The sequence below is a fragment of the Streptomyces sp. NPDC052052 genome, assembly GCF_040680455.1.
Taxonomy (GTDB): domain Bacteria; phylum Actinomycetota; class Actinomycetes; order Streptomycetales; family Streptomycetaceae; genus Streptomyces.
Genome location: NZ_JBFAWU010000020.1, coordinates 87,666 through 104,818 on the forward strand (window position 1 = coordinate 87,666; position 17,153 = coordinate 104,818).

14 protein-coding genes and 2 pseudogenes are annotated in these 17,153 nt (G+C 69.0%); 10 read left to right on the forward strand and 6 right to left on the reverse strand.

What is annotated here, in order from left to right:
• Positions 1-22: 22 nt before the first annotated feature.
• The 9 genes from AB0L71_RS23535 (at position 23) to AB0L71_RS23575 (ending at position 9,943) form a co-directional block, all read left to right on the forward strand.
• The gene (locus AB0L71_RS23535; RefSeq protein ID WP_365246336.1) at positions 23-841 is read left to right on the forward strand and encodes a cyclase family protein; all 819 of its coding nucleotides are present in this window, start codon (positions 23-25) and stop codon (positions 839-841) included.
• Positions 838-2,649 carry a CocE/NonD family hydrolase gene (locus tag AB0L71_RS23540; RefSeq protein ID WP_365246339.1) on the forward strand — a complete coding sequence of 604 codons (1,812 nt, stop codon included), beginning with the start codon at positions 838-840 and terminating at the stop codon, positions 2,647-2,649. The genes AB0L71_RS23535 and AB0L71_RS23540 overlap by 4 nt, the downstream gene beginning before the upstream one ends.
• Positions 2,639-3,763: an alpha/beta hydrolase gene (locus AB0L71_RS23545; RefSeq protein WP_365246342.1), complete on the forward strand. Its 1,125-nt coding sequence runs from the start codon at positions 2,639-2,641 to the stop codon at positions 3,761-3,763. Before AB0L71_RS23540 ends, AB0L71_RS23545 begins: the two co-directional genes overlap by 11 nt.
• 1 nt (position 3,764) lies before the next feature.
• Positions 3,765-4,706 carry a VOC family protein gene (locus AB0L71_RS23550; RefSeq protein ID WP_365246345.1) on the forward strand — a complete coding sequence of 314 codons (942 nt, stop codon included), beginning with the start codon at positions 3,765-3,767 and terminating at the stop codon, positions 4,704-4,706.
• Between the two features lie 105 nt (positions 4,707-4,811).
• Entirely contained in the window at positions 4,812-5,711 is a 900-nt protein-coding gene (locus AB0L71_RS23555; RefSeq protein WP_365246348.1) for a dioxygenase, read from the forward strand.
• Positions 5,708-6,790 carry a maleylacetate reductase gene (locus AB0L71_RS23560; protein ID WP_365246351.1) on the forward strand — a complete coding sequence of 361 codons (1,083 nt, stop codon included), beginning with the start codon at positions 5,708-5,710 and terminating at the stop codon, positions 6,788-6,790. The genes AB0L71_RS23555 and AB0L71_RS23560 overlap by 4 nt, the downstream gene beginning before the upstream one ends.
• A gap of 14 nt (positions 6,791-6,804) precedes the next feature.
• Complete coding sequence (locus AB0L71_RS23565; RefSeq protein WP_365246354.1) at positions 6,805-8,253, forward strand: acyl-CoA synthetase; 1,449 nt, start codon at positions 6,805-6,807, stop codon at positions 8,251-8,253.
• Entirely contained in the window at positions 8,246-9,643 is a 1,398-nt protein-coding gene (locus AB0L71_RS23570; RefSeq protein WP_365246357.1) for a carboxyl transferase domain-containing protein, read from the forward strand. Before AB0L71_RS23565 ends, AB0L71_RS23570 begins: the two co-directional genes overlap by 8 nt.
• Positions 9,644-9,811: 168 nt before the next feature.
• Positions 9,812-9,943, forward strand: coding sequence for a hypothetical protein (locus AB0L71_RS23575; protein ID WP_365246360.1), 132 nt, complete (start codon positions 9,812-9,814; stop codon positions 9,941-9,943).
• A 20-nt stretch (positions 9,944-9,963) separates the two neighbouring features.
• On the opposite strand, the pseudogene AB0L71_RS23580 reads toward AB0L71_RS23575, so the two are convergent.
• Positions 9,964-11,165, reverse strand: a pseudogene (locus AB0L71_RS23580) (IS3 family transposase).
• Positions 11,166-11,186: 21 nt separating this feature from the next.
• Complete coding sequence (locus AB0L71_RS23585) at positions 11,187-11,423, reverse strand: hypothetical protein (protein WP_365246363.1); 237 nt, start codon at positions 11,421-11,423, stop codon at positions 11,187-11,189.
• Between the two features lie 64 nt (positions 11,424-11,487).
• On the opposite strand from AB0L71_RS23585, the pseudogene AB0L71_RS23590 reads away from it, so the two are divergent.
• Positions 11,488-12,055: pseudogene (locus AB0L71_RS23590) on the forward strand (AfsR/SARP family transcriptional regulator).
• Here the strand turns inward: AB0L71_RS23590 and AB0L71_RS23595 are convergent.
• The 4 genes from AB0L71_RS23595 to AB0L71_RS23610 all read right to left on the reverse strand — a co-directional run bounded on the left by AB0L71_RS23595 (position 12,040) and on the right by AB0L71_RS23610 (position 16,896).
• Positions 12,040-13,341, reverse strand: a complete 1,302-nt coding sequence (locus AB0L71_RS23595; protein ID WP_365246366.1) for a BNR-4 repeat-containing protein — start codon at positions 13,339-13,341, stop codon at positions 12,040-12,042. The pseudogene AB0L71_RS23590 and the gene AB0L71_RS23595 sit on opposite strands and share 16 nt — an antisense overlap.
• 342 nt (positions 13,342-13,683) lie before the next feature.
• Positions 13,684-14,985, reverse strand: coding sequence for an ABC transporter substrate-binding protein (locus AB0L71_RS23600; protein WP_365246369.1), 1,302 nt, complete (start codon positions 14,983-14,985; stop codon positions 13,684-13,686).
• A 64-nt stretch (positions 14,986-15,049) separates the two neighbouring features.
• Entirely contained in the window at positions 15,050-15,970 is a 921-nt protein-coding gene (locus tag AB0L71_RS23605; protein ID WP_365246372.1) for a carbohydrate ABC transporter permease, read from the reverse strand.
• Positions 15,970-16,896 (reverse strand): sugar ABC transporter permease, encoded by a 927-nt coding sequence (locus tag AB0L71_RS23610; RefSeq protein ID WP_365246375.1) that lies wholly within the window; start codon positions 16,894-16,896, stop codon positions 15,970-15,972. Before AB0L71_RS23610 ends, AB0L71_RS23605 begins: the two co-directional genes overlap by 1 nt.
• Between the last annotated feature and the right edge of the window lie 257 nt (positions 16,897-17,153).

Genomic DNA, 17,153 nt, shown 5'->3' on the forward strand with positions numbered 1-17,153 from the left:
TCCGACACTTCCAGGAGCCGCCATGTCGCACCGCGACGCCCACCGCGTCACTTTCGCGGGCCGTACCTACGGGCTGGTCGACCTCAGCCAGCGCATCTCGAACGACACCTCGTCGATCGAGCCGATGCCGCATCACATCGCGTACACCGATCACCGCACCAAGGCCAAGAACATGAGCTACATGCTCGGCGAGGGGGTGCACTGGCCGCACGAGTGCGCCGCCGCCACCGAGGTCGTGGAACTCGGCACGCACTGCGGCACCCACATCGACGCCCCGTACCACTACTGGCCGCAGAGCGCCGACGGCAGCGAGGCGACGACCATCGACAACGTCGACCTCGGCTGGTTCGCCGGCGACGGCTTCGTGCTGGACATGACCCACAAGCGCACCGGTGAGGGCATCACCGACGACGACATCGTCGCCGGACTGGACCGCATCGGCTACCAGGTGAAGGACGGCGACATCGCCCTGATCCGCACCGACACCTCGCTCCGCTTCGGTGAACGGGGCTATCACAACGCGCACCCCGGCATGCGGCGCAGCGCCACCGAGTGGCTGATCGACCACGGGGTCAGGCTGATGGGCATCGACGCCTGGGGCTTCGACCGCCCCTTCGACGTGATGTCCCAGGAATACCAGGCCGGTGACGTGGACCAGCTCTGGGAGTCCCATCTGCTCGGCCGGGAGAAGCCCTACTGCCACATCGAGAAGCTCGACAACCTCGCCGCGCTGCCCATCAGTCACGGATTCCATGTGACCGCGTTCCCCGTCAAGGTGGACCGGGCCAGTGGCGCCTGGACCCGTGTGGTGGCCTGGATCCCCGAGGAGAACCTCATATGACCGCCCCCGCCCGGCCGGTGGCGCTGCCGTTGAACTCCGAGACGCTGCCCACGGTCTACGACCGCCCCGCCGACTACGACGACTTCATCGCCGAACGGGATGTGCGGGTCCCGATGCGTGACGGTGTGGAACTGTGCGTCGACATCTACCGCCCGCGTACGGACGAGCCGCTGCCCGCCCTGCTCGCCTTCGCCATCTACAACAAGGACCTGCAGGGCCCCGAGATCGCCGGGACGATCCCTCCGCAGCCGTCCTGGTCGCCGCTGTGGTGCGGCCCGCAGGAGGCCGGCGACACCCGCTTCCTCACCTCCCGCGGCTACATCCATGTGATCGGCTCGCCCCGGGGCGTCGGCAAGTCCCAAGGGGGCGGTTCACGGGAGTGGGACAGTTACGACCTGATCGAATGGATCGCCGCGCAACCCTGGTGCGACGGACAGATCGGCATGGTCGGGATCTCCGGCTTCGGCGCCGAGCAGGTGTACGTGGCCCGGCAGCGGCCCCCGCATCTGAAGGCGATTTTCCCCTTCGACCCGCGCGGCGCCTACGGCACGCTGGGCGGCTTCCGCGAGGAGTACCCCGGCGGCGTGGTGCACCTCTTCCGCTATCTCGTCTCCCACTTCGGCGTCTTCCACCAGGACAAGGGCGCGCCCGGCGAGTTGAGTGCCGCGAAGGAAGCCCGGTGGAAGGAGGCGATGAACAACGACGACTACAAGCTCCACCCGCACCTCTACAACGTGCTGACGATGAAGGGCCAGCACCTGCCGGCGTACTTCGACGTTCTGGTCGACCCCTACGAAGCCGAAGGCACCGCCGAGCGGAGCGAGCAGGAGATCGCACGGATCGACATCCCCGTCTACACGGGCTCGGGCTGGTACGGCTACACCTACAAGACCCACCTCCAGGGCGCGCAGACCTACTGGCGGCACCTCGACAAGGCTCCCAAGAAGATGCTCTTCGTCGGGCCCGCCCATCTGGAGCGCCCCTTCCATGGTCTGCACGGCGAGATCCTGCGCTGGTACGACCACTGGCTCAAGGGCATTGACACCGGCGTCCTGGACGAACCACCGGTCCGCTACTGGGTGGCCGGCGCCAACGAGTGGCGCACCGGGGAGGACTGGCCGCTGCCCGAGACCCGGTGGACGCCGTTCTATCTCAACAGTTGGGAGCGGCTGCGTCCCACGCCCTTCACTCCCTCCTCCGCCGATGACACCATCCCGCCCGACTCGTTCGTGCAGATGCCGCTGACCCACACCCGTCAGGTGGCCAAACTGCGTTATCTGTCCGAGCCGTTGAGCGAGGACCTGACCATCGCCGGACCGGCCGTGCTCAGGCTGTTCGCCTCCATCGACCAGGACGACACCAACTGGATCGTCACACTCTCCGACGTCGGCCCCGACCCCTCGGTGCGCACGGTGCGCGAGGGTGAGCGCGACCTCGACGAGGGCCTTCCCGCAAGGGAGTTGACCCGTGGCTGGCTCAAGGCGTCCCACCGCGCCCTGGACCCCGAGCGGTCCACCGCATGGAAGCCCTTCCACAAGCTGACCCGTGCGGCACGTCGGCCGGTGGTGCCGGGCGAGATCGTCGAGTACGAGATCGAGATCCTCGCCACGGCCAACGAGTTCCGCCGCGGGCACCGCATCTGCCTGGAGATCTCCAGCATGGACGCCCCCACCGGTGTGGCCGGCGCGACCAACGCCGAGTACGTGCCGTACCACGTGTGCAGCTCCCGCACCACACTGCACCACATTCATCACAACACCCTTCACCCGTCCCGACTGCTGCTGCCGGTGATCCCTCGTGAGCGCTGACCTGACCCGTACGCTGCCCGACGCCAAGGAGTGGCTGCGCACCCACCTGGCGGAGCGCCGCAACCCGTTCAACGCCATCGACGAGACCGCGGCCCGGCACGCCATCGAGACCCTGCCGGGCACCGACCCGGTCAGCTGGGCCGGCCACTGGAGCGGCATCGCGACGGACTACGCGGACCGCGCGACCACCCTGCAGCAGGCGGGGGAACGGGAGGCGGCCCGGGAAGCCTGGTGGCAGGCCTACCAGTTCGCCTTCCTGGGCCGGTACCCCTCTCCGGTCCACCCGGCCAAGCTCGACGCCTACGGGCTGGCCCGCACCTGCTTCGCGCACGCCACGGCGCTGGACGACCCCGCGGTGGAGCACGTCACCGTCCCCTTCCGGGGCCGGGAGGGCGAGGGGGACAGCATCACCTTCCACGTGGCCCGGCCGCGCGGGGTGCGGCGGCCACCCGTGGTGATGATGTGGGGCGGTATCGACGTGTGGAAGGAGGAGACGTACGCGCGGGGCCGGATCCTGCGCGAACGCGGCTTCGCCACACTCCACCTGGACATGCCCGGCGTCGGCCAGTCACCCGTCCTGGCCGGCCCCGATGCCGAACGCCAGTGGGACCCGGTCTTCAGCTGGCTGGAGAGCAGCGACCTGGACGCCTCCCGGTGTGCCGCGCTGGGCCTCTCGTTCGGCGGCTACTGGGCGATGAAACTCGCCCACACCCACCGGGAGAGGCTGATCGCCGCCGTCAACTGGGGCGGCGGGGTGCATCTCACCTTCCAACCGGAGTGGCAGGAGAAGTCCCGCAACGCCTCCTCGTACCTGATGGACCTCATGGCGGCCCGCGCCCGGATCTTCGGCGGCCGCACCTTCGAGGACTACGTCGCCGCATGTCCCGGGCTGTCCCTGCTCGACCAGGGCGTCCTCGACCGGCCCAGCGCACCCCTGCTGCTCGTCAACGGCATCGACGACCGGCAGAACAGCGCCGAGGACATCCACCTCAGCCTGCGCCACGGCGACCCCAAGACCGCACGGCTGTTCCCCGGTGGCCACATGGGCACCGGACCGGTCATGCCGACGGTCGCCGACTGGCTCACCACCCGTCTGACCCAGGGAGCATCCTGATATGAGCGCCACCCACCTGATCACGCATCTGCGGCACATCGACATCGCCATGCCCGACTTCGAGGCCCAGCACGCCTTCTACACCGGCTCGTGGGGCCTGACCGAGACCCACTCCGACAGCGGCGTCGCCTTCCTCGCCGCGGAGGGCTCGCCCGAGCAGTACGTGGTACGGCTGCGCCGGGACAGCCAGAAGCGTATGGATCTCGTGTCCTTCGGGGCCGCCAGGCCCGCCGACGTGGACACCCTCGCCGAGCGGCTGATCGCCCGGCGCGTCCGACTGGTCCACGAGCCCCGGGCCCTCACCACCCCCGGCGGTGGGTACGGCGTGAGGTTCTTCGACGGTGACGGACGCGTCGTCGAGGTCTCCGCCGACGTCGCCACCCGGTCGCACCGCAGGATCGAGGAACGCGAATCGATCCCGGTGCGGCTGTCGCACGTGGTGATGAACTCGCCGCACCCCGAGCAGACCGTCGCCTGGTACGTCGAGCACCTGGAGTTCCGGCTCTCCGACACGCTGCGGATCGGTTCCAAGGGCGAGTTCATGTGGTTCCTCCGCTGCAACCCGCTCCACCACAGCTTCGCCATCGCCCGCGGGCCGCATGTCGCCCTGCACCACGCGTCGTTCGAGATGCGGGGGTTGGACGAGTTCATGCGCGGCACCGGCCGCATGCTGCGCGGCGGAGTCGAGAAGGTCTGGGGCCCCGGGCGTCACCACGCCGGGGACAACACCTTCAGCTACTTCCTCGACCCGGTCGGCAACACCGTGGAGTACACGACGGAGCTCGAACTCGTCGACGAGGACACCTGGCATCCGTCCATCCACGACCTCACCAACCCCGAGATCATCGACCAGTGGGGCACCGCGAACCAGATGAACGAGTTCGTCGCCGCCCGTTCCTTCAACGACGTCGACCCCGGCCTGTTCGTCGCTCCGCCGATGTGACGGCCGCCGGTCCCGCACCGCCCACGAGGCGGGACCGGCCCGCTCCATGGCCCAGAAGGCGGTGCGGGACCGGCCCGCACCGCCCCCGCCCAGAGGAGAAACACCATGACCGGGTCCGCACTGCCCGCCGACCTCGACGACACGACCGTCACGGACGCGGCCGTCGCCAGCTTCCAGGACACCCCCGACCCACGGCTCCGCGCCTGCCTGTCCATCCTCGTCGAACACCTTCACGCGGCGGTCCGCGAGATGGAACTCACCCTGACGGAATGGGAAGAGGCCGTGGACTTCCTCACCGCCACCGGGCAGAAGTGCGACGACACCCGCCAGGAGTTCGTGCTGCTGTCGGACGTGCTGGGAATCTCCTCGCTGGTGGAGAACATCAATCACCGCATGTCACCCGGCGCCACCGAGGCCACCGTCCTGGGCCCCTTCCACATGACCGGGTCACCGCACAGGGAACTCGGCGACAGCATCGATGACATGGGCAGGTACGAGCCCTGTCTGGTCACCGGACGTGTCGTCTCCGTCGACGGCACGCCGCTGGCCGGTGCGAGTGTCGATGTCTGGCAGGCCGACCCGGACGGCTACTACGACGTGCAGCGCCCCGACGTGGTGCCGCCAGGGAACGGGCGCGGTCTGTTCACCACCGACGACGAGGGCCGCTTCTGGTTCACCACGGTGGTCCCGTCCCACTACCCGATCCCCACCGACGGCCCGGTGGGCGGACTCCTGACCGCCACCGCCCGCCACCCCTACCGGCCGGCCCATATCCACTTCATCGCCACCGCGAACGGCCACACCCCCGTCACCACGCACATTTTCGTGGCCGACAGTCCGTACCTCGACTCTGATGCCGTGTTCGCCGTCAAGCGCAGCCTGGTCCGGGACTTCGGCCGCGTCGACGACCCGGACACCGCTGCCCGGCACGGCCTGCCGCATCCCTTCGTGCATGCCGACATCGACCTGGTACTCGAACCCGCCCGACGTGAGGAGCTCGCGTGAGGGGGCCTTTCGCGCCATCGGACTTCACGGTTCCCGCTCTGGCGACACGCGTGCTGTTCGGCCACGGGCGCCTCGCCTCCCTGGGCGCAGAACTGCGGGATACGGGACTCGGGCCGGCCCTGTTGCTCTGCACGGACAGCGGCCGGGACCTCGCCCACCGGCTGGCAGCCGATCTGCCGGGTGCGACGGTGGGCGTCTTCGACCAGGCACGCATGCACGTGCCGCGGCAGACCGTGGAGGCGGCCCGGACCACAGCCACCGCCCTCGGGGCCGAGGCATGCATCGCAGTCGGGGGAGGCTCGGCCATCGGCCTCGCCAAGGCGCTGGCCCTTGAGGCGGACCTGCCGTACGTGGCGGTCCCCACCACCTACTCCGGTTCGGAGATGACGGCGGTGTGGGGCGTCACCGAGGACGGCACCAAGACCACCGGCCGGTCCGAACGCGTACGCCCCGTCGCCGTGGTCTACGACCCCGGCCTGACGGTCTCCCTGCCGGTCGAGGTGTCCGTGACCAGCGGCTTGAACGCCATCGCGCATGCGGCCGAGGCTCTCTACGCCCCTGACCGCTCGCCGTTGACCGATCTGATGGCGGGGGAGGCGGTGGGAGTGATGGCCGAGGCACTCCTCGGTATCGCGGCAGACCCCACCGACGCGAACTCCCGGGCGAGCGCCCTGTACGCCGCGTGGCTGTGCGGCATGTGCCTGGGCCTGACGACCATGTCGCTGCACCACAAGCTGTGCCACGCGCTGGGCGGCAGTCTGGACCTCCCGCACGCCCCCACGCACGCGGTCCTCCTGCCCCACACCCTGGCCTTCAACCTGGCCGCCGCACCCATGGCCCGCAGCCGCCTGACCCAGGCCCTGCGGCACGAGGACCCGCCGACCGGGCTGTGGGAACTCAACCAACGACTCGGAGTGCCCGCATCCTTGCGGGAGTTGGGCGCCGACGAGGCGGGCCTGACCGCCGTCGTCGAACAAACCCTTGCCGTTCCCTATGCCAATCCCCGCCCCGTGGACCGCGACGCTCTCGACGCCATCCTCACCCCGGCACTGCACGGCGGCGCCCCGGCCACCGCATGAAGGAGCATCCCCGCATGGCCCCTCTCTTCCCGGCCCTGACCCCCGCCTCGACACGAACAGCGGTCCGGTTCGACGACCACACCATGACGTACGGCGAGCTCAGCGCGGCAGCCACCGCCCTGGCACACCGCATCGGAGCCGCCCAACGCGTCGCGATCTGGGCCACCTCCTCGCCGGAGACCGTGGTCGCCGTGGTGGCCGCACTGCTGGCCGGGGTACCGGCCGTCCCTCTCAACCCCAAGTCCGGCGAGAAGGAACTCGGCCACATCCTGAACGACAGCACACCCACCTGCGTCCTGGCCGCGTCCTCCGCCGAACTGCCACCGGCCCTGGCAGGGGTGCCCCGCACCGACGTCGTCACCCGCCCCGGTGCCGTTCCTGCCACGCCCGTCACCGAACCGGCCGACGACAACACGGCGGCCCTGATCGTGTACACCTCCGGAACCACCGGACCGCCGAAGGGAGTTGTCCTGCCACGCCGTGCCCTGACGGCGACCCTGGACGGCCTGGCCGATGTCTGGCAGTGGACCGCCGACGACACCGTGGCCCACGGTCTGCCCCTCTTCCATGTGCACGGCCTCGTCCTGGGGGTACTCGGACCACTGCGGCGCGGGGGCACGGTCCGTCATCTGGGACGTTTCAGCACCGACGGCGTCACCCGTGCACTGTCCTCCGGCGCCACCATGCTCTTCGGCGTACCGACGATGTACCACCGCATCGCGGAGGAACTGCCGGGCGATCCCTCGTTGGCGAAAGCCCTGTCGGCGGCCCGCCTCCTCGTCTCCGGTTCCGCGGCTCTCCCCGTCCACGACCACGAGCGCATCACCGCGGCCACCGGCCGAACCGTCATCGAGCGATACGGCATGTCGGAGACGCTGATGAACACCAGCGTACGCATCGACGGCACGCCCACGACCGGCACCGTCGGCCACCCCCTGCCCGGCGTCGAACTGCGACTGGTCGACGACACGGACACCGAACTGGCCGACGACGGAACGGATTCCGTCGGCGAGATCCAGGTGCGCGGCCCGAACCTCTTCACCGAGTACCTCGGCCGGCCGGATGCCACGGCCGTCGCATTCACCGCCGACGGTTGGTTCCGTACCGGCGACATGGCGGTCCGCGACCCCGACGGATCGATCCGCATCGTCGGCCGACGGGCGACCGATCTGATCAAGAGCGGCGGCTACAAGATCGGAGCGGGCGAGATCGAGAACGCCCTGCTCGAACACCCTGCCGTCCAGGAAGCCGCGGTCACCGGCGAACCCGACGACGACCTCGGCGAGCGCATCGTCGCCTGGGTGGTGCCCGCCGACCGCCGTTCTCCGCCCTCCGCGAAGGATCTGACGGACCATGTCGCGCGACGGCTGGCGCCGCACAAACGCCCCCGCGTCGTGCGCTTCGTTACGGTGATGCCCCGCAACGACATGGGCAAGATCATGAAGCGGGCCCTGCATGAGTGAGCGATCGCCGCGCATGTCGTCCCGGGAGACCATCGCCCTGGTCACCGACGACTTCAGGGCGCTTCCACCGCCTCCCGCGCGGCGCGGCGTTCCGGACGGACCCGTTGCCTGGCCCGGATACGACCGCATGCGGGTGCAAGCCGCTCAGCGCACCGCCGAACAGGAATCCGTCGTCTGCGGCACCGCCCTGGTCGGCAGCACACAGGTGGTGCTGATCTCCTTCGAGTTCGGCTTCCTCGGCGGATCCCTCGGTGAACGCGCCGGGGACCTCCTCGAAGCCGCGCATGTCTTCGCACGTCGGCACCGGCTGCCCGTGGTGTCCCTGGTTGCCACGGGCGGCAGCAGAATGCAGGAGGGCATCCGCGCTCTCCTCCAACTCCAGCGGGTGGCAAGGCAGTCGGCACTCACTCGCGCCGAGGGGCTGGCGCAGATCGCCGTCCTCGCGGACCCCTCGACCGGGGGAGGCTGGGCGACCGTCGGAGCGGGAGCCGACATCATCCTCGCCCTCCCCGGGGCCCAGGTCGGCTTCGCCGGAGCGCGGGTGCGGCCGGCCGGCGCACCTGCGCTGTCCTACACGGCCGAGGCCCAGTGGTCGAACGGTGCGATCGACGGTGTGGTCCCTCCCTCGGAACTGCGCGGCGTGCTCGGCCTGTGGCTGTCCCTGCTGACCCGGACGTCGACGCGGCCGGCGCCCGTTCCGCCCGCGCTGGGGCGCAGCGATCTGCCGGATCGTGGCTGGGAAGCCGTGGAGCGGGCCCGGCATCCCGGCCGACCGCGGGCCCAGGACTACCTGGACGCCTACTTCTCCTGCCATCTGCTGCTGAACGGCGACCGGGTCGGTGGTCGCGACGAGGGCATGCTCTGTGGTGTGGGTGAACACGGAGGCCGTGCGATTGCCTTCGCCGCCCAGCAAGGCACGGCGACACGGCCGGCGGGATACCGGACCGCCACGCGTCTCATCCACTTGGCCGGACGGCTGTCCCTTCCCGTCCTCACGCTGGTGGACACGCCGGGCGCCGCAAACGATCCACAGGCCGAACGCGATGCCGTCGGCGGCGCGCTCGCAGAGCTCTTCGAAGCGGTGGCCACCTCTCCTGTGCCCGTCACCACGCTGGTCATCGGGGAGGGCGGCTCGGGCGGCGCGCTGGCCCTGGCCGCCCCCGACAACACCTGGGCTGTATCGGACAGCTACTTCTCCGTCATCGCGCCCGAGTCGGCCGCCGCGATCCTCAAGCGCCCTCCCGAGGACGCCCCCCGTATCGCGGACGGCATCGGGCTGCGCCCCCAGGACCTCGTGCGACTCGGAGCCGTGAAGGGAATCGCTTCGGTAGCGGAAGCAAAACCCTCGAACTCGCCCTTGAACTCCGCTTCCACGCGCCCCCAGGAGTAGTCTGGCCGTCCACTCCGTCCGTGAACGCAACAAGCGACCCTGACACTCCCCGGCCGCTGTCCACCGAACGGTTGAGCGGACTGCTCATGGCTCGTTACCCTCCGGTATTTTCGTGCGTGCGTACAGGTGCGGGCGCGCACCTGCCGATTCGAGGAAGGCGGGTAGCCGATGTCCTCAACGGAAGCCGTCGAAACCACGGAACCGGCCGGCCCGACCGGGCTGGCCGACAGTGCACGCGAGCTGGCCGAAGGCCGTACCACCTCGGTCGAACAGGTGTCCGCGGCCCTGATGGGGCCTTGACCCCGTTTCCTGGACACGGGTTATGCGGCTGGTGCCAGCGTAGTTGATGTTGTCCTGGACGCCTTTTCGTAGGAGATCGGGCTGCGGTTTCCGAGGCGGGAGTGACGGCGTCGGGTGTTGTAGCGATGCAGCCAGCGGAACGCATCGAGGCGGGCCTCGTGCTCGCTGGACCAGTGCTTGCGGCCCTGGAGCGGCTCGCGTTTGAACGTCGCGTTGAAGGACTCGGCGAGGGCGTTGTCCGCGCTGGAGCCGACCGCGCTCATGGACTGGCGGACGCCGGCCTGACGGCAGGCGTCGGCGAAGGCGGTGCTGGTGTACTGGGCGCCGTGGTCGGTGTGCATGACCGCTCCGGCGAGGCTGCCGCGGGTGTGCTGGGCTCAGGCAAGGGCGTCGGTGACAAGATCGGTGCGCATGTGGTCCGCGATCGCCCACCCGACCAGGCGGCGGGAGGCGAGGTCGATGACGGTGGCCAGATAGAGGAACTTCCCGCCCTCCAAGGGGAGATAGGTGATGTCACCGACGTACTTCGTGGTCGGCTCGCTTGCGGTGAAGTCGCGGTCGATCAGGTCCGGAGCCTTCGCCGCGGCCGGGTCCGCAATCGTGGTGCGGTGCCTGCGACGCAGCCGCACGCCCGCCAGATTGTTGCTCCGCATCACGCGCGCGATCCGCTTGTGGTTGACCCGCTCGCCCGTCTCGTGAAGATCGGCGGTGATCCTGGGGACGCCGTAGGTGCCGTCCGACTCGTGGTGCACGGTGCGTATCCGGGCGGCGAGCCGGGCATCGGCGGCCTGCCGGGCAGCCCGGTCCGCGGCCGTCGCACGCCAGTAATAGAAGCTGGAACGGGCGATGCCCAGGTTGGTGCACAGCCGCTTCACGCTGTAGCGGCGGTGGTGGTCGGCAACGAACTGGAAGCGGTTCACCAGCGCGTCTCCCCGGCGAAATACTTCGCCGCCTTGCGCAGGATCTCGCGTTCCTCTTCCAGCTCGCGGACCTTCTTGCGCAAAGCGGCGTTCTCCGCCTCCAAGGGTGTCGGCGGCTCGGTCGGCACGTCGGCCAGGCGTCCCCGCGGCCGGCTCGCGCCGGCTTCCCGGACCCAGTTCCGCAAGGTCTCGGGATTGATCCCCAGATCGGCAGCAACCTGCCGGATCGTCGCCTCGGGCCGCGACTGGTACAGCGCGACCGCGTCCTCCTTGAACTGCGACGGATAGTTCTTCATCACCACGAGATGTCCGTTCTCAGATCCTCAGGATCCAGTGTCTCGTGTGTCCAAGATCAGGGGGCAAGGCCCGACTCCGACCAGGTCAACAACGGTGTCGGTGATGATGCCCGCGGCCAGGACGAGCTGGTCGCGGGCGGTAGACAGCGCGACGGAGACCCCTGCCCGGTCCGGGTCGGTGCCCGGGAGGCTGTCGGTGGCATCCGTCATCGCGGTCCGCAGCGCCTGGTAGGCCACCAGCAGGGCCCAAACCTCCTGCTCCACCCCGGCGGGGGTGCGGGCGCGCAGGACCCGCCCACCCAGGATCCCCACAGCTAACTGAACGGCGTTGGATCTAGACGTTCATGAATGTGAGCGCCTCGCGTCCGCGGGCAGCAGGGCGCTGGGCCAGGGGGACGACAGGCTGGCCGAACGGCTGCTGACCGCGTCTCTGGATATTTGGCGAGGGCAGCCACTGGCGGACATACAGGCAGGTCCGTTGCTCGAACCGGCCGTGACGTACTTGGAGGAGAGCCGGCTTACAGTCCTGCAGCAACGCGTGGAGGTCAAGTTCCGGCTTGGCCTCCACCACGAAATTCCTGCGGAACTCGCAGTCCTGGTATCGGAATACCCAACCAACGAGATATTCCATGCTCGCACTTTACCGATGCGGCCGGTGCACCGAAGCGTTGGACGTCTACCAACAGCTGCGCGAATATTTTGTGGAGGAACTCGGTATCGACCCTTCAACGAAGACGAGGGTGGCCTGCTCTCCGACTGCTGCCCGCTCACCGGTGCGAGGCTGGACGAGTACCTGGCGAGCAGGCCCGCGACCTGACCGCTCGCACCACCCGAACGGAGCGGCTTCGCCCCGTACGGAGGCGCGAGCCGCGCATCTCCCTCAGCGGAGGCCGTAGTAAAGGGAGTTGTGCGTGGTGTCCGGAAGGTACAGCACATCGTGACCGTCCGAGTCACGTCGCACCGCGAGCCGGTCCGCGCTCACGCCCGGGGCGGCGGACTGCGCGGTCCAGGCCCCGTCCGCCGACTGTGTCGCGGAATAGACCCGGTCGGTGCCCGAGGTGGTCACGTAGTAGATCCGCTTGGTGTCCGTCTCGTCCCAGGTGATGCCGAGGGCGGCCGCGGTCTGTCCACCGGCGTACACGATCTTGCCGACCCAGTCGCTGCCGCTCGGATAGGCGTAGTACACACGGAAGTTGCCGCTGCTGTCGGCCGAGCGGTAGCGGTAGGCGACCTTCGGGGTGGAGCCGTCGAGGGTGAGCTTGGCGCCCTGCACCGTGGGACCGGTGTACGCGTTGTCGATGCTCCACTCCTCGCCCGCGGTGAGGTCCTGGATCACGTCGGAGGTGGCGGGCGTGACCGGGGTGGTGACGGTCGTGCCGGTGCTGTCCGCGAAGGAGCCGGTCGACGGGTCGTAGGTCAGGTACGAGAGCTGGTGGCGGAACGCGGTCGCCGGCGCCTTCGCCCACTCGTAGAGGAGGTGCACGCGGCCGGAGGCGTCCACGGTGATGTCGTCGGGGTACACGGAGCGGTTCAGTGCGCCGGCGAAGGTCGCGACCGTGCTCCAGCGGGAGTTGGCGTTGTCCCAGCGGTACAGCTTGCCGGGGCGTTGGTCGGCGCCCGCACCGACGCGGGCGGCCAGATACAGGTCACCGTTGGGTGCGGTGGTGATCACCGGGTAGGTGATGCCCACGCCCTGGTCGGGCAGTTCGGATGCGTGGTCGGTGACGTCGCCGCCGGGGGCCTCGGTGCGGAAGTAGCGCCAGGCGTTGGCGTGCATGGAGGTGAAGACGTGCAGACGGCCGCTGCCGTCGCGGGCGATCGACGGCTGGTTGTGCCCGTTGTCGTCGGGGAACTCGGCCTGCTGTCCGTCGCTGTTCAGCAGCGGCAGCCGGCTCCAGACCCCGTCCGGGTCGCGCCGTGCGATGGCGGGCCGGTGCGTCGCAGCCGTCGAGCCCGGCTCGTTGAAGGCGAAGTAGGTGTACTGGCCGCGGCCCTTGTACGTGGCGACCGGCGTCCACCAGGCGGCCTGGTTCGACGAGTCCATCGCGTACGGCACCTTCTCGATCACCGTCGCCGCGGCTGCCGTGCTCTGCGCGGTGTCGGCTGCCCCGGCGGCCGGGACGGGCAGGAGCAGGGCGGCCAGGGCCGTGGCGGTGTACGTGCGTACCGTGGGACGTCGCAAGATGAGCTCCTTCGCGGGTGCGTGCGTGGAGATGACGCGGACGGCGGCGGCCCGAGGGCCGGCCGGCGCGTCGTCGTGCGGGGTGGGTACGGAGCGGGGCCCGGCGAGGGCCGTGCGGCGTTCGCCGGGCCCGAAAACGACCTAGGGTCTTTCGTTTGGATCAGGGTGGATCAGGGAGCGGGGTCCGGTGCCGTGCATCGCAAGGCGGAGGAGGGAGTCAGATGGGGTCTCCCCTGCTCGAGCGCAGCCGAGAGCTTGGGGAAGGAGCCATGCCGACCGACGACAACGCGGCGAGGTGCGGTGCCGGGGCACGCGAGCCCGGCCTGATCCAAACGAGAGGCCCTAACGCTTGATGAGCGCGGCGGCCTCCTCGCCGGCCTGCTTCATCGCGTCCTTCGGCTTCGACTTGCCGACGAGAACGGCCTGCACCTGCTTGGCGACGGCCTCCTCGATCTGGGCATTCTGTGCGAACTGCCAGAACGGGCTGCCGGTCGCCGTCTTGGTGATCTTCTGGGTCCATTCCGTGGTGAAGGTGTCCTTGGCGACTTCGGGAGCGGCCAGACCCGCGGTGGTGGACGGCGGCAGAGCGCGCTCGGCGAAGTACTGCGAGGTGGTGGCCTGGTCGGTGGTGGTGTGCAGCGCGAACTCGGTCGCCGCGTCCTGCCCCTTGCCCTTCACGATCGCGATCACGCCGCCCCACAGCAGCGCCTGCGGCGTGTCCCCGGCCTTGAGTACCGGACGCTCCATCGGCTGCATCGCGTCGGCCAGCGTCTTGTCCTTGGACTGGGCGGAGGTCACGCCCTTGCCTATGATCGCGTCGTCGTAGAAGGCGGCCTTGCCCTGTCCGAACAGGGCGCGCGCGTCGAAGCGGTCCACGTCGGCGGCGATCAGCTTCTCGTCGTGCAGCTTCTTGTACCAGGTGACCGCGTCGATCGAGGCGTCGTCGCCTATCGTGACCTTCCCGCCGTCGAGCAGCTTGCAGCCGAAGGTCTGCATCCACGGGAAGATGTCCTTGAGCTGCGCGACCTTGGTGGCAGCGGCATACGGAACGACACCGCCGCCGAGCCCCTTCAGCTCCCGCAGCGCGGCCTCGAACTCCTCGACCGTGGTGGGGTGCTTCTTGATCCCGGCCTTCTCCAGGAGCTGGGAGTTGGCGATCACACCGATCGATCCGGTGTTCCACGGCAGACCGTACTGTGTGCCGTCGTAGATACCGCTGTTCAGCGCCACGTCCGTGTAGCCGCCCTTGTCGGCCACCGTTCCGAGGTCGGCCAGCTTGCCCATCTGCGCCATCGCGGCGAGCCAGGCGATGTCGAGGTGCACCGCACCCGTCGTCTCCCCGCCGCCCAGCTTGAGGGTGAGCTGGCTCAGGTACTCGTTGTACGGGTACGAGACCGCGCGGATCCTGGACTTCTCGGCCTTCTCCCATGCCGCGATGATCTTCTCGATCGATGGCTTGGCGGCCTCCTCGTTGAGCGACCAGGAGGTGAAGTCGAAGTTCTTGGACTTCGGGTCGCCGCCGTTGGTGGTGGAGCCGGCGCCGGACGGTGCGCAGGCGCCGAGGACACCGGCGCCCGCCACACCGAGCGCGCCGATGCCGAACATGCGCAGCGCGCCGCGCCGGCTGATGCCAGAGGTGGTCATGATCTCTCCATGGGGGAGTGAGCGGGAGGGTAGGTACGTGCGGGTGCGGGCTGATCCCGCGGGTTCAGCTCTTGACCGAACCGGCGGTCATGCCGCCGACGAGGTAGCGCTGCAGGAACATGAAGGCGACGACCACCGGGATGGACACCACGAGCGAGGCCGCCATCAACTGGGGCCAGGCGGTCTGGAACTCGCCGATGTAGGTGGAGACGAGGCCGGGAGGCAGGGTCTGCTTCTCCTTGTCGGCCAGGGTCAGCGCGAAGATGAAGTCATTCCATCCGCGCACGAAGGCGAAGAGTCCTGCGGCGATCATCCCGGGCGCGGCCAGCGGCGCCACGATGGAGTGCAGCGTCCGCCACCGGGACGCGCCGTCGATGGACGCCGCTTCCAGCAGGGCGTCCGGGATGGTGTCGAAGATGCCCTTCAGCATCCAGACGCACAGCGGCATGGTGAACGTGGTGAAGGAGAGCACCAGGGCGGCGTACGTGTTGAGCATGCCGAAGCTGGAGAAGACGGTGTACAGCGTCACCAGCAGCAGTGCCTGGGGGAACATCTGGGAGGCCAGCACCAGGTGCATGAGCGACCGCCGCCCCCGGTAGCGGAACTTGGAGAACGAGTAGCCCATGTACGTGGCGACGACCACGCTCAGCACCGCGGTGATCGAGGCCACGATGAGCGAGTTGATCATGTACTTGATCAACTGGTCGTTCTCGGCCAGGGCCGTGAAGTTGCTGAGGGTGAGATCGGTGGGTATCAGCTTCGGCGGGAACTGGAAGGTCGACTCGGGGGTGCTCAGCGCGGTGGCGAGCAGCCAGTAGACCGGCAGCAGACCGAAGGCGCCGATGACGACGACCGCACTCCAGGCGGCGATCCGCGAGCGCAGCAGGTCCTTGCGCATACGAGGCCGGGCGCTGCGCCCGACCCGCGGGGCGGACGGCTGCGGCCGATCGACGGCGGACAGCGGGGTGGAGGTGGTGGAGGTCATCAGGCGTCGCCCTTCCGCTCGGTGGTCCTGAGGTAGACGGCGACGAGCAGGAGCAGGAGGAGCATCCACAGGCCGCCCAGTGCGGTGGCCCGGCCGATGTCGAAGCCCTTGAAGGCGGTCTGGTACACGGCGGTCGCGAACGTCTCGGTGGTACCGGCCGGTCCGCCGCCGGTCAGGACGTAGATGGTGTCGAAGTGCTGGAAGTTCCAGATGAACTCCAGCAGGAGAACGATCGAGGCGACACCGCGGATCTGTGGCCAGGTGACGGCGAAGAAGCGCCGGATCGAGCCCGCCCCGTCCATCGAGGCCGCTTCGTGCAGCTCCTTGGGCACGGTCTGCAGACCGGCCAGGAGCATCACCATCATCCAGGGGAAGCTGGCCCAGGCCTTGGTGACGACGACGGCGAGCATCGCGGTGCCGGGCTGCCCGAGCCAGGCCACGGACTCCTCGATGATTCCGGCCTTCATGAGGACGCCGTTGAGTACCCCGTAGTTCGCGTTGAAGATCCACATCCAGAGGAAGGAGACCACCACCCCCGGGATCACCCAGGGAAACAGGAACAGGCCGCGCAGGAAGCCGCTGCCCTTGAGTCCGGTGTTCAACGCGAGCGCGAGCGCGAAGCCGAGCACGAAGGGGACGAGCGTCGCGCCGACGGTGAAGATCAGCGTCTGCTTGAGGATGGCGAGGAAGTCGCCGTCCAGCCAGTAGGTGAAGTTGTCCAGGCCGACGAATTCCCGGCCCGGCAGCCGCAGATCCTGCTTGAAGAAGCCGGTGAACAGCGCCGACAGCAGCGGGTAGAAGATGATCGCCGCGAACAGGGCGAGTCCCGGTGCGGTCAGCAGCAGGGCGAACGCACCGTTGGAGAGCCGTCCGCTGGTCCGCGCGTGGGGCGGGGGCGCCTTCTGGGGAGGTGCGGCCGTACTCATGGGTCTGTCCTCTCAAACGGGGCGGGAGCGCCGGGGCCCTGGGGGAACGTCGTCCCTGCTCCGGTGAATTCTAGTTGCAGCATGTGGGATCGTTCTCCATATAGCGCGATGGCGTCAACCCTTTTGGTTCGCGAATCGCCGGTTCCGTGCAGGACCGGCCCACTCGCCCCGCCCGCTCTGAACTTGCACTTCGGCTCACGACGGTCAGGTCGGTGGCCGCAACGGAACTTACAACGGATCCCACTGAATGAACAGTG

Bases quoted from the DNA above. Each gene is read 5' to 3' on its own strand.
- AB0L71_RS23535 (WP_365246336.1), top strand. From the start codon at position 23: ATGTCGCACCGCGACGCCCACCGCGTCACTTTCGCGGGCCGTACCTAC.
- AB0L71_RS23570 (WP_365246357.1), top strand. From the start codon at position 8,246: ATGAGTGAGCGATCGCCGCGCATGTCGTCCCGGGAGACCATCGCCCTG.
- AB0L71_RS23550 (WP_365246345.1), top strand. From the start codon at position 3,765: ATGAGCGCCACCCACCTGATCACGCATCTGCGGCACATCGACATCGCC.
- AB0L71_RS23605 (WP_365246372.1), bottom strand. From the start codon at position 15,970: ATGACCTCCACCACCTCCACCCCGCTGTCCGCCGTCGATCGGCCGCAG.
- AB0L71_RS23555 (WP_365246348.1), top strand. From the start codon at position 4,812: ATGACCGGGTCCGCACTGCCCGCCGACCTCGACGACACGACCGTCACG.
- AB0L71_RS23610 (WP_365246375.1), bottom strand. From the start codon at position 16,896: ATGAGTACGGCCGCACCTCCCCAGAAGGCGCCCCCGCCCCACGCGCGG.
- AB0L71_RS23565 (WP_365246354.1), top strand. From the start codon at position 6,805: ATGGCCCCTCTCTTCCCGGCCCTGACCCCCGCCTCGACACGAACAGCG.
- AB0L71_RS23575 (WP_365246360.1), top strand. From the start codon at position 9,812: ATGTCCTCAACGGAAGCCGTCGAAACCACGGAACCGGCCGGCCCGACC.
- AB0L71_RS23540 (WP_365246339.1), top strand. From the start codon at position 838: ATGACCGCCCCCGCCCGGCCGGTGGCGCTGCCGTTGAACTCCGAGACG.
- AB0L71_RS23600 (WP_365246369.1), bottom strand. From the start codon at position 14,985: ATGACCACCTCTGGCATCAGCCGGCGCGGCGCGCTGCGCATGTTCGGC.